This window comes from Collinsella sp. AM20-15AC, from assembly GCF_003471405.1.
GTDB lineage: Bacteria > Actinomycetota > Coriobacteriia > Coriobacteriales > Coriobacteriaceae > Collinsella.
This window is the reverse complement of record NZ_QRJA01000006.1, coordinates 44,373-56,495: the sequence shown is the minus strand read 5'-3', so window position 1 is coordinate 56,495 and position 12,123 is coordinate 44,373. Positions and strand designations below refer to the sequence as shown.

General features: G+C 57.9%; 6 protein-coding genes and 6 tRNA genes. All 12 read right to left on the bottom strand.

Going from position 1 to position 12,123, the window contains the following annotated elements:
• Positions 1-391: 391 nt before the first annotated feature.
• Entirely contained in the window at positions 392-2,614 is a 2,223-nt protein-coding gene (gene nrdD, locus DW233_RS03180; protein ID WP_099431452.1) for an anaerobic ribonucleoside-triphosphate reductase, read from the bottom strand.
• Positions 2,615-3,293: 679 nt separating this feature from the next.
• A tRNA-Val gene (locus DW233_RS03175) sits at positions 3,294-3,368 on the bottom strand.
• Positions 3,369-3,371: 3 nt separating this feature from the next.
• A tRNA-Gly gene (locus tag DW233_RS03170) sits at positions 3,372-3,447 on the bottom strand.
• Between the two features lie 141 nt (positions 3,448-3,588).
• Positions 3,589-5,322 carry a glycoside hydrolase family 13 protein gene (locus DW233_RS03165; protein ID WP_233547923.1) on the bottom strand — a complete coding sequence of 578 codons (1,734 nt, stop codon included), beginning with the start codon at positions 5,320-5,322 and terminating at the stop codon, positions 3,589-3,591.
• Positions 5,323-5,687: 365 nt separating this feature from the next.
• Positions 5,688-5,763: transfer RNA gene (locus DW233_RS03160), tRNA-Gly, on the bottom strand.
• Positions 5,764-5,805: 42 nt separating this feature from the next.
• Positions 5,806-5,879: transfer RNA gene (locus tag DW233_RS03155), tRNA-Cys, on the bottom strand.
• A gap of 34 nt (positions 5,880-5,913) precedes the next feature.
• Positions 5,914-5,989: transfer RNA gene (locus DW233_RS03150), tRNA-Gly, on the bottom strand.
• A 105-nt stretch (positions 5,990-6,094) separates the two neighbouring features.
• Complete coding sequence (locus DW233_RS03145; protein ID WP_118266667.1) at positions 6,095-6,841, bottom strand: anti-sigma factor antagonist; 747 nt, start codon at positions 6,839-6,841, stop codon at positions 6,095-6,097.
• A gap of 78 nt (positions 6,842-6,919) precedes the next feature.
• Positions 6,920-9,265, bottom strand: a complete 2,346-nt coding sequence (locus DW233_RS03140; RefSeq protein WP_118266666.1) for a GAF domain-containing SpoIIE family protein phosphatase — start codon at positions 9,263-9,265, stop codon at positions 6,920-6,922.
• Between the two features lie 59 nt (positions 9,266-9,324).
• Positions 9,325-9,414 (bottom strand) — tRNA-Leu (locus tag DW233_RS03135).
• Positions 9,415-10,003: 589 nt separating this feature from the next.
• Positions 10,004-11,032, bottom strand: a complete 1,029-nt coding sequence (locus DW233_RS03130) for an ABC transporter ATP-binding protein (protein WP_022094888.1) — start codon at positions 11,030-11,032, stop codon at positions 10,004-10,006.
• Entirely contained in the window at positions 11,032-12,123 is a 1,092-nt protein-coding gene (locus DW233_RS03125; RefSeq protein ID WP_118266664.1) for an ABC transporter ATP-binding protein, read from the bottom strand. Before DW233_RS03125 ends, DW233_RS03130 begins: the two co-directional genes overlap by 1 nt.

Genomic DNA, 12,123 nt, shown 5'->3' with positions numbered 1-12,123 from the left:
GTCCTCAAACATTCTCGGCCTTCGGCCTGCGAAACTGCGGGCGGGACGATATGTCCCGGCCTCATGCAAAGGGTAACTCAATGAACGAAGCGAACATCGAGTATAGGGTTCGAGGTCCAATAAAAACTGGGTTGCGGCTCAACCGCCATCGCAAGTAAATCGCAGCTGCAGCTCGAATTATTTCCGCTAAGAACTTCGAGGAGTGAGCAGACCGCGAGCCGCATCTCAGCTACGTCAACTTGGCTGAGCCGAGAGGGCCGCTTGGGCTTTTGCTCGATATGAGTTCCGCACGCAAAGAAGGCCACTTAATGTGGCCTTCGTCTTGCGCAGGACTGTCCGAAATAGCGAGCAAAAGCCCAAGCGGCCCTCTCGGCTCAGCCCCGGAGCGGTATTAGAGATGCAGCACGCGGTCGCGGATCTCCTCGGTTCGGCCCTGGTTCCAGAACTGGGTACCGATGTAGCCGCACGTACGACGGGCGACATTCATCTTCTCCTGGTCGCGGTTGCCGCAGTTGGGGCACTCCCACACCAGCTTACCGTCGTCCTCGACAATCTTGATCTCGCCATCGTAGCCGCACACCTGGCAGTAGTCGCTCTTGGTGTTGAGCTCGGCGTACATGATGTTGTCGTAGATGTACTGCATCACGCGGATGACAGCCTTGAGGTTGTCCTGCATGTTGGGAACCTCGACGTAGGAAATGGCACCGCCCGGCGAAAGCTGCTGGAACATGCCCTCGAACTTGAGCTTGTCGAATGCGTCGATCTCCTCGGACACGTGGACGTGGTAGCTGTTGGTGATGTAGCCCTTGTCCGTCACGCCCGGGATGATGCCAAAACGACGCTGCAGGCACTTGGCGAACTTGTAGGTCGTCGACTCAAGCGGGGTACCGTACAGCGAGAAGTCAATATCGCTTTCGGCCTTCCACTCGGCGCACTTGTCGTTCATGCGCTGCATGACGGCCATGGCAAAGGGCGTGCCCTCCTTCTCGGTGTGGCTGTGGCCCGTCATGTACTTGACGCACTCATACAGGCCGGCATACCCCAGGCTGATGGTGGAATAGCCGCCCACGAGCAGCTTATCGATCGTCTCGCCCTTCTTCAGACGCGCCAGGGCGCCGTACTGCCAAAGAATCGGCGCGGCATCCGAAAGCGTGCCCATCAGGCGCTCATGACGGCACAGCAGGGCACGATGGCACAGCTCAAGGCGCTCATCGAAGATCTTCCAGAACTTGTCCATGTCCTGATGCGAGCTCAGCGCGACATCGGGCAGGTTGATGGTCACAACACCTTGGTTGAAGCGACCATAGTACTTAGGCTTGGTCGGGTCATAGTTCAGCGCGTTGGCGACATTGTTAAAGCCGTTGCCCGAACGGTCGGGCGTCAGGAAACTACGGCAACCCATGCAGGTGTAGCAATCGCCGTTGCCGGCGGTCTCGCCCTTAGACAGCTTGAGCTCGCGCATCTTCTTCTCGGAGATGTAGTCGGGCACCATGCGCTTGGCGGTGCACTTGGCAGCCAGCTGGGTCAGGTAGAAGTACGGGGAGTTCTCGTGAACGTTATCGTCCTCGAGTACATAGATAAGCTTGGGGAATGCCGGGGTAATCCACACACCGGCTTCGTTCTTAACGCCCTCATAGCGCTGACGAAGCGTCTCCTCCACAATCATGGCAAGGTCGTGCTTCTCCTGCGCTGAGCGAGCCTCGTTGAGATACATAAAGACCGTCACAAACGGCGCCTGGCCGTTTGTGGTCATAAGGGTCACGACCTGATACTGAATCGTCTGGACGCCGCGACGGATCTCGTCACGCAGACGGTCCTCAACGACCTCACGGACCTTTTCGGCAGATGCCGAAACACCGAGCTCCTCGAGCTCGCGGGCAACCTCGCCGCGAATCTTTTGACGGCTCACCTCAACAAAGGGGGCGAGATGGGTCAGCGAAATAGACTGGCCGCCGTACTGGGAGGAAGCAACCTGGGCGATAATCTGCGTCGCGATGTTGCAGGCAGTCGAGAAGCTGTGCGGCTTCTCGATCAGCGTGCCCGAGATAACGGTGCCGTTCTGGAGCATGTCCTCCAGGTTCACCAGGTCGCAGTTATGCATGTGCTGGGCAAAGTAGTCAGAATCGTGGAAGTGGATCAGGCCCTCATTGTGGGCATCCACGATCTCCTGGGGCAGCAGCACACGCTGAGTCAGGTCCTTGGAAATCTCGCCGGCCATATAGTCACGCTGGACGGAATTGACGGTCGGGTTCTTGTTAGAGTTCTCCTGCTTGACCTCTTCGTTATTGCACTCGATCAGCGACAAAATCTTGTCGTCGGTCGTGTTCTTCTGGCGCTTCAGGCTCTGAACATAGCGATAGATGATGTAGTGGCGAGCAACCTCGTAGCAGTCGAGACGCATGATCTCGTCCTCGACCAAATCCTGGATCTCCTCGACCGAAACGGTGTGGCCCGCGTTCTCGCATGCCTCGGCGACGTTTTGTGCCGCGTAAACCACCTGGCGGTCGGTTAGACGAGAGCTCTCCTCGACCTCCAAGTTGGCGGCGCGGATGGCATTGACGATCTTATCGATGTCAAAGACAACCTCGGTGCCGCTGCGCTTGATGATCTTCATCCTCTTGCCTCTTTCGCGTCGTAGTCTCATTGCGCTTCAGAGCCAAACGATGCCCGGCAGGGCCTGTCCCTGTCTTGCGGCGCCGTCGCGCAATCTGTGTTCTCGATAAACCATAAGCCTCCATGCGGACATTCCCAGGAGCCGATCAAGCGGTTCAAGGACACGTTCAAAAGAGGCAGTTAAGGTCTTCGTTCTCTGTCCGCCATCTATCATACGACAAAGAGGCATCTATATCCTGTATTCTTTTTTTAGGTCAAACACAACATATAGTGTTTCAGCAGGTCAAAGCAATTGGTCATTTTGCAGACGCATTAAAAATGAGGGGTATTTGACAAGTCGGTAAAACGTTACCAACACGGCTACCTGCATGGCAGTTATAAAACCCCCTTAGTCAAGCCGCTGACAAATCCTACCAAAACCAAGCCGCTCACGCCAAAAGAATCCAAAAGATTATGCTTGACCAACATGTTGCGGTCGTGCCTTGCCGAGCCTCATGCAACCGCGGCACGAATCCTTGAAAGATATGTGTATGCAAACGGAGAAGACGAGAGTTTCCTCGGATGACTACTGAGAAGCATCCCGGAAGATCAAAAACTCGAAATTTGGTGACGTATTTGGCGACCCATTTGGCGACCAAAACAAAACAGCCCAGAGGCGATGCCTCTGAGCTGCGAACATTTGGTGGGCGTTAGAAGATTTGAACTTCTGACCTCTTCCGTGTCAGGGAAGCGCTCTCCCCCTGAGCTAAACGCCCAAATGGAGCGGACAACGGGGCTCGAACCCGCGACCCCAACCTTGGCAAGGTTGTGCTCTACCAACTGAGCCATGTCCGCCTGCGAGGATTTAATATACGGGATGATCCACCCAAATGCAAGAACTTTTTTTGAAAAGTTTTGCGACGCCCTCGCGAACCTCGCGAAGACATCAGCCGCCGCGGAAGGCGCAGGCAAACGCAAGCTCGCCGCAAGAGACCCCTACAACTCAGCGAGCATGATCCAGGCAGAGCTGTCCTGCGCGAGCTTACCGTCTGCAAGCGGTGATGAGGCGAGCAGGACCCTGCCCGCAGGCAGCTCCACGGGCGCTGCACCGAAGTTCGTCACACACGCCCAGCCGTTGTCGCGGCGATAGGCGATGACGCCGCCCTCAGCGCCCTCGGCACCATCCGCAAGGCCGGTGCGCCCGTCAAGATCGAGCCACGCAAGATCGTTGGCGCACCCGCGCAGCTTGCGCCGCAGCCAGAGGGCGTCACGATAGAGCGCAAGCATCGATGTCGGGTCCGCTTCTTCCCTATCGGCAGCGTAATCGGAAAACCATGCAGGCTGCGGCAGATGGGGCGCCGCATCGGCGTCCGCCGGTGAAAACCCAAACGATCCGCCCTGCGCGGGATCGTCCGCCGCCACCCACGGCAGGGGCACACGGCAGCCGTCGCGCCCCTTCTCGCGCTTCGGTCCGTGCGTATTGGTCGCAGTAGGATCTTCGAGTGCGGCCCACGGAATGTCAGCCACCTCAAAAAGGCCGAGCTCCTCACCCTGATACACGTATGCCGAGCCCGGAAGCGCCAGCTCGAGCAAAAGGGCCGCCCGCGCGCGGCGCTCGCCGAGTTCACGTTCCTCGTCATAAGACGACCCGTCGCGTAAGAGCCAGTCGAGCGCAATCTGGTGGTAGCGCGTCGCCTTGATCTGCGGCAGGGCATAGCGCGTCGCCACGCGCGGCACGTCGTGGTTGGAGAGCACCCAGGTCGAGGCGGAATCGGATTCTATAGCTGCCTTCAAGCCCTCCTCGATTGCAGCGTGCATGTCATCATAGGTCCAAGTGGCCTTGGCAAACTCAAAGTTGAATGTCTGGCCAAGCTCGCTGGGATGCGCGTAGAGATACTGGCGCTCGGGCAGCACCCACGCCTCGGCAACGGCGCTGCGTGGCGGATCATAGCGGTCGAACACGCGGCGCCACTCGCGATAGATCTCGTGGACCTCGTTGCGGTCCCACAGCGGATGGGTGCCGTCCTCAACCATGTCATCGCCCTCGGCGAGATGCCACCGGTCGAGGTCATCGCGGTCGAGATCCTTGGCGAGACCGTGCGCCACATCAATGCGAAAGCCATCGACGCCTCGATCGCTCCAAAACGCCAGGACGTCACAAAAGAACGCGTGAACCTCGGGGCACGACCAGTCAAAGTCCGGCTGCTCGGGCGTAAACATGTGCAGATACCACTGACCGTCCGCGACGCGCGTCCAGGCGGGGCCGCCAAAGTTGGCATTCCAATTGGTGGGAGGCAGCTCGCCGTGCTCGCCGCGACCATCGCGGAAGATATAACGGGCGCGCTCGGGCGATCCGGGGCCGGCGGCAAGAGCGGCTTTGAACCAGGGGTGCTGGTTGGACGAATGGTTGGGCACGATGTCGACGATGACCTTGATGTCGCGCGCATGAGCCGCAGCGATCATGTCATCGAAGTCATCAAGCGAGCCGAGACGTGGGTCGACATCGCAGTAGTCCGCCACATCATAGCCGCCATCGACAAGAGGCGAAGGGTAAAACGGGCTCAGCCAGATGGCCTCGATGCCCAGCTGCTCAAGATAGTCCATCTGCTGGGTAATGCCCGCGATATCGCCCAGACCCGAACCAGTCGAATCCTTAAACGAGCGCGGGTAGATCTGATAGATCGCGGCGTCGGACATCCATGAGCGCGACGAGGACTTTTCTGTAGCCATGGGATGAGTCTCCCTTGCAACGAGGTTTTGCGAGATGCCCACGATGATACGCCCAAAGCGGACATTCGCGGCAAACAACGCCACAGACACGCCCCAAAACGCTCGCTCCCCCTCGGGTTCGAGCCCAAGCGACGGGTACGAAAAAGCCCGGCTACCGTAGTAGTCGGGCTGCTGCGTTTGGAGCGGACAACGGGGCGTCTGCGTATTCGCTTCGCGGATCCGCACCGGCTTCGGCCGCCTGCCGGCGTCCTCGCCAGCTCGCTACAAACGCTCCGCGTTTGCTTAACGCTCGCTCCCTCTCGGGTTCGAGCCCAAGCGATGGGTACGAAAAAGCCCGGCTACCGTAGTAGTCGGGCTGCTGCGTTTGGAGCGGACAACGGGGCTCGAACCCGCGACCCCAACCTTGGCAAGGTTGTGCTCTACCAACTGAGCCATGTCCGCATATGTAAAACAAAACGGGCGCCGGAGCGCCCGGATGTTGCCTGGAGGCGAAGCCCGGATTCGAACCGGGGGTAAAGGCTTTGCAGGCCTCTGCCTTACCACTTGGCCACTTCGCCGAAAAAGGACCGCCTAAACGGTCCGGAAATGCAATGGAGCGGACAACGGGGCTCGAACCCGCGACCCCAACCTTGGCAAGGTTGTGCTCTACCAACTGAGCCATGTCCGCTTGCGGGTTATTAATTTACGCGAGTTGTCCAAAAGACGCAAGTACTTTTTTCAAAAAACTTGTCTGCCGCATGTTCTTAGTAGCTAAACGCGCTAAAGCGATTGGCTAGGCACACGATTCCAGCGCTCCGCTAAACAGCTTCACCATCTGCACGCGCGTGCCGGCGCCGTCCGTACGACGAGCAACCTCCACGTTATCGACGAGCATACGCATAAGCTTGATACCACGGCCGCGTTCCTCAGATGCAACCGGCTCGCTCGTTTCATCGATAGAATAGCCGGCACCTCGATCAAGCACCTCAACCACAACGCGATCGCCATAGGCCTGAACCGTCAGGACGCACCCGATACCGCCCGCATGGTCATAGGCATTACCCAGCGCCTCCCCCGACGCCAATGCGACATCGTAGCGCTCGTCACGGCGCAACGGAAGCGATTCAAGGAGTTCGGCGATGCGATGTCGGTAGTACGGAAGGTTCTCGATACCCTGACGGACCTCGACGCTCTTACTCCAGCGAGGCAGCTCCCCCACCGGAATAGCGGGAATAGACTCCCGTGCCGGCCCCGCGACATGAAGGATATCGACAAGACGAGCAATCTCCAAAAAGCGAACAACTTCACCTGATGCATTGACGAGCGAAAGCAAGCCTTCTCGCCTCATGAGCTCACGAGCGCGCGTAAGCAGGAATGCCAAGCCCGTCGAATCGATAAAGCTAACAGCCTGACAGTTGATGACGACGCGGCGCACGCCGCGGCCAATCAAAGCATCCAACCGCCGGCGCAGCGTAGGCACCGTGGCGATGTCGATATCGCCTGGTGGCGTCAAAACCGCTATGTCATTCCACTCATTCATACGACCATGGTTCCCCAAAAAAGCCCACTCGATGCATTCGTTTCCCCAACCGTGCGGATTCAGCCCGCCCAGCGTCGTCTATGAACGACCCCGTAAAAACTCAAGGGACACCAATGCAATGTCATCGTCCAGCGCCGATTCGGTAAATCGGTCAAGCTCGCCCAAGACCTTGCTGCAAATGCCCGACACGCCCTCACCCGAGACAGAGAGCAGAAGGTCGCGAAGGCGCTGCTCGCCAAAGAAAGCACCCGAGCGGTCACGTGCTTCGATTGTTCCGTCGGTGTACATAAATAGCATGTCACCAGGAGCGAACGTAAACACGCCTGTCTCGTACACCATGCTCTCAAAGGCACCGATTACCCCCGATTGGCATCCAAGCAGCTCGACCTCTCCCCCACGGGCCTCGTCGCCACCCAGCGGCATCGACTCTGGCCTGATGACCATGGTCGGAGGATGGCCCGCCGAACAATACGTTGCGCGTCCGGCTTTAAGGTCAATCTTGGCGATAAAGGCCGTCACGAACGTCTCGACCCTCGAAAAGCCCATGAGCATGCTGTTAAGGGAGCGTGCCATGCGGGCCGGTCCAGCGCCCTCCCAGGCATATGCCGTCAGGGCCGTCTTGACGAGCGCGGACATCGATGCAGCCTCAATGCCTTTGCCAGACACATCGCCCAGAATCATGACGGCGCAATCGTCGGGAAGACGGATGAGCGTATAGAAATCGCCGCCGACCAACGCCGAGTTCGTGGCCGACAGGTACACCGAATCGGCGGCGATTCCCGGAACATCCCCCAGTGAATTTCTCATGCCAATCTGGAGGGTCTGAGCGATATGGCGCTCCTCACGCTTTTGAGATTCGCCTTCATAGATCAGTTCAAAGTCATGAGCCAAGTGCACCAAGTAGTCATATTCAAGGTCATCAATCGGCTCTTGGCTACCATCACGAAGCAGCAGCGCACGCGTCGTCGGCCCCTTCGCAACAGAAGCAGGAACAATCGCGTCGTTACTGTGCTTGCCATCGCCCTCAGGGCGTGGGCGCCCCGCCTCGATGCCGGCGTCGACGTAGAGACCCTGGCAAGGCAGGCCATGCGCTCTAAGCCAGCCTCCCATAGGCATCGATTCGTCAACGCGAGTTATACGGACGTGTTTAAGGTCCTCGGCACTCGTGCCGCCCAAAACAGATGCCTCAAAGCCATCAGGGGCAGCCCCCAGACGTGCCGCTGGCGCCGTCGTGGAAAAGAAAAGCTTCTCGGGATCGTCCGGCAAAGCAACGCGACTGCCGCCTTCAAAATCTATGACGTAGGAATCCAGACTGGCGTCATACTCAACAGGGCAAAAATGGCAGTTGAGCATATTGCAGATCTCGGACGACACCGCCTGGGTAGCCGCGGCGGAATCGTCTAGAAAGGTAAACAACTCATCACGCAGCACATTGAGGGAACGACCAAGCTCGGCCGTGCGACGGGAGCGAAGGCTCGATGCCATGCCGACCAGCTGGATAGACAGGTAATCGCAAATGACCTCGAGCACATTAACGTCATAGGCGAGCGGTGCCTGGGGGCGTTTCCAACCAACTTCCAGCACGCCGAGGATCTGCGTACCGTAAAAAACGGGAAGACAGATTTCACTGCGGTACGGAGGCATATCCTGCATGCGCAACAGGTGCTTTGAACGATTATCCAGGTCCATGAACATACCGGAGGCGGCCTTATCGCCCTCAAGGTCCTGTTGGATCGACAAGCGACAGGCGCGCGACTCGCGAAGAACATACGTCGGAATGCCAGCGCCATACGGCAAAAACTCGGGCAGGTAGCTGTCGTACAGCTCCTTGGAAACACCGCGAAGCTTAAAGCCGCCGCTCTCAGAAAAATAGATAGCGGCACCCGAAGCATCGAGCGTTCCTACAAGCTGGTTCAAAACGGTATCAAGCAGGCTGGGTAACTCATCGGAGCCCACAGTGCTCATAATGACCGAGAGCGTCCCAGAGAGACGCTTGTTCGCCACTCTAAGCTCCGATAACGCACGCTTGAGCTGACGGTCGTGAGAATACTGTTCCTCGATACTGTGAAGCGCCACCAGGACACGTGGTGCGCGGCGCCCAAAGATGCGTGGAGGCGTTACGGAGCCCGCACGAACCAAGACGGGAATAAAAGAGCCGTCACTTAGCTTGAGCATCAGTTCGTTCTCGGAGCCATCAGTATCAAATGGCAGACGATGTTCCGTCGCACGTTCAAAAGCGGACGAGTACAGGACGTCTTTAACATCTCCACCGATGACGTCGGCGCGTTCCTCGCACATCAAACCAAGTAAGCGGTTATTCACATGCAGAATGGTTCCGTCGAGCTCGCAGATGATGACAGCATCGCTCGTGATCTCGACTAGTTGGGCAACGTCTGCCCACTCGTTGCGTTCAAGCGTTTCCATCGTGGACCCCACCGTCTATCGGTAACAAAAAAGCCTCCGAAGAGGCTTCTCAAATGCGATGGTGTCGGAGGCGGGACTTGAACCCGCATGACCAAAAAGCGGTCACTAGCACCTCAAGCTAGCGCGTCTGCCAATTCCGCCACTCCGACATGCTATGTTGTTGATCCGCGGTTCGCTTTGTTAGACCCGCGCGTTCAACGAGGAAGATAATAACCTATGATTCGAGAACTGTGCAAGCACTTTTTTCAAAAAAGTTTACGAATTTGTAAATGCGCAGGTAGATCTGTATGTCCGGTTCGGAATGGGGGCAGCTTCCCAGCGCGTCCTCGGGCATGCGGTACATTTTGATCCGCGCTTCGCGCTACAAAATGTACCGCCCCCTGCGGAATGCGCTGGGAAGCTGCCCCCATTCCGAACCTGCGTTAACATGCTCCAGGCAAAGTTCCTAAACATATTCTGGGGCTGATAAGAATTTAGTGGCTCGGCTTTGCCGAGCCCTTGTATAAGGAGGCCGGAGCTAAAGCTCCGGCCTCGCTCAATTTCCTATTAGATTAAGTGAGCGATCGAGGAATCGCACTCCCCTGCCGAGTTGCCGCAGGGCCCGCCCTGGCGTTGCTTTTCAGAACATCCCGCAGGACGCAAGAAACCCCCGCCGCGCGAAGTGCGCAGCGGGGGTTTCTTGCATGTCCGAGGACGTTCTGAAAAGCAACGCCAGGGCGGGCCCGGACAAACAACCGACTACAGGTCGATGTGCGATTCCTTGATCGGGAACGGCTCCGCGAAGTGGCACGCGCAGCAGTGGCCCGGCGCGACTTCCTTAAACTCAGGCAGCTTCTCGGAGCAGATACCCTGCGCGATCGGGCAGCGCGTGTGGAAACGGCAGCCGGTCGGCGGATCCAGCGGCGACGGCGGATCGCCGGCAAGGATGATGCGCTTACGAGTCTTTTGGATATCAGGATCGGGAACCGGCACGGCAGACAGCAGCGACTGCGTGTACGGATGGTGAGGCTCGCTATAGAGCGTCTTCCAGTCCGAAACCTCGACCATCTTACCCAGATACATAACGGCAACGCGATCAGAGATGTGCTGCACGACGGACAAGTCGTGGGCGATAAACAGATATGCGGTACCGAACTTGTCCTGGAGCTCCTTAAGAAGGTTCAGAACCTGGGCCTGAATGGATACGTCAAGTGCAGAGACGGGCTCGTCGCAGATGATCAGCTTGGGCTTCAACGCAAAAGCGCGGGCAATACCGACACGCTGACGCTGGCCGCCCGAGAACTCGTGCGGATAGCGGTTGATGTGCTCGGGGTTCAGACCGACAACGTCGAGAAGCTCGCGGACGCGCTCGATACGCTCTTCCTTGGTACCCACACCATGAATGGTCATGGGCTCGGAAACGATCTCGCCGATGGTCATACGAGGGTTCAGCGATGCATAAGGATCCTGGAAGATAAACTGCATCTCACGACGCATGTCCTTGATCTCATGCTTGCTCATCTCGGCAACATCTTTGCCCTGGAAGAACACCTTACCGGCAGTCGGCTTGGTCAGACGCATGATGGTGCGGCCCGTGGTGGACTTACCGCAACCAGACTCGCCGACCAGGCCAAAGGTCTCGCCCGGATAAATCTCGAACGAAATGTCATTCACAGCAGAGACGACACGCTTGGAAAAACGCTTGGCGAACATGCCGGACTCAGCGGGAAACTCCTTAGAGAGGTGCTCGACCTTCAGCAGCGGAGTACGCTCGTTGGTATCTGCCATTACGCCTCGCCTCCCTTCTTGGAATCCTTACGCGTGCGGGACGTCTCAGGAGCGTTCTTGAGGAACTCGGGGTCACCGGAGTAGTGGCAAGCAGAGTAATGACCAGACTCGGTGACAACGCGCTCGGGGCGCTGCTTGCGGCACTTGTCCGTCGCATAGGGGCAGCGAGGAGAGAAGACGCAGCCCTCAGGCAGGTTCATGAGCGAAGGCGGGTTGCCGTGAATCGGCGTCAGCGGCTTCTTCTCTTCAATGGCCTGCTCCGGGATGGAGCGGATAAGGCCCCAGGTGTAGGGGTGGCGGCTCTCGTAGAAGATTTCCTCAGCAGTACCGAACTCGACGGGACGGCCGGCGTACATAACCATGATCTTATCGGCCATATCGGCGACGACGCCCAGGTCATGGGTAATCATGATGATGGCGTTGCCGTTCTTCTCCTGCATCTCCTGCATGAGCTCGATAATCTGAGCCTGAATGGTAACGTCCAGAGCCGTCGTGGGCTCGTCGGCAATCAGAATATCGGGGTCGCAGGCAAGAGCCATAGCGATCATGACACGCTGACGCATACCGCCGGAGAACTGGTGCGGATACTCGTTGACGCGCTTCTCGGGCTCGGGGATACCAACAAGGTCCAAAAGCTCGGTGGCGCGCTTGAGCGCCTCCTGCTTGGAGTAGCCACGGTGCAGACGAAGGCCCTCGCCCACCTGCTTACCGATCTTATAGACCGGGTTAAGGGAGGTCATAGGATCCTGGAAAATCATCGCGATATCGTTGCCGCGAATGTGTTGCATCTCTTCCTCGGTCATCTCGAGGATGGAACGACCGCGATAGCGAACGTCACCGTCCTCAATCTTTCCCGGAGGCATCGAGATAAGGCCCATGATGGTCATGGCGGTCACGGACTTACCAGAGCCGGACTCACCGACGACACCCAGGGTCTCACCGCGATCGAGCGTGTACGACACACCATCGACGGCGCGAACGACGCCATCCTCGGTGTGGAAATACATCTTAAGGTCATCGACCTCGAGCAGATGCTGGCCCTCGGGAACCGGCTGGTCCTTCAGGTCCACATAGTTCTTGTTCTTCTTCAT

What these genes read in the sequence shown, in the direction of transcription:
- nrdD (WP_099431452.1), bottom strand. Translation starts at nt 2,614, where the DNA reads ATGAAGATCATCAAGCGCAGCGGCACCGAGGTTGTCTTTGACATCGAT.
- DW233_RS03165 (WP_233547923.1), bottom strand. Translation starts at nt 5,322, where the DNA reads ATGGCTACAGAAAAGTCCTCGTCGCGCTCATGGATGTCCGACGCCGCG.
- DW233_RS03145 (WP_118266667.1), bottom strand. Translation starts at nt 6,841, where the DNA reads ATGAATGAGTGGAATGACATAGCGGTTTTGACGCCACCAGGCGATATC.
- DW233_RS03140 (WP_118266666.1), bottom strand. Translation starts at nt 9,265, where the DNA reads ATGGAAACGCTTGAACGCAACGAGTGGGCAGACGTTGCCCAACTAGTC.
- DW233_RS03130 (WP_022094888.1), bottom strand. Translation starts at nt 11,032, where the DNA reads ATGGCAGATACCAACGAGCGTACTCCGCTGCTGAAGGTCGAGCACCTC.
- DW233_RS03125 (WP_118266664.1), bottom strand. Translation starts at nt 12,123, where the DNA reads ATGAAGAAGAACAAGAACTATGTGGACCTGAAGGACCAGCCGGTTCCC.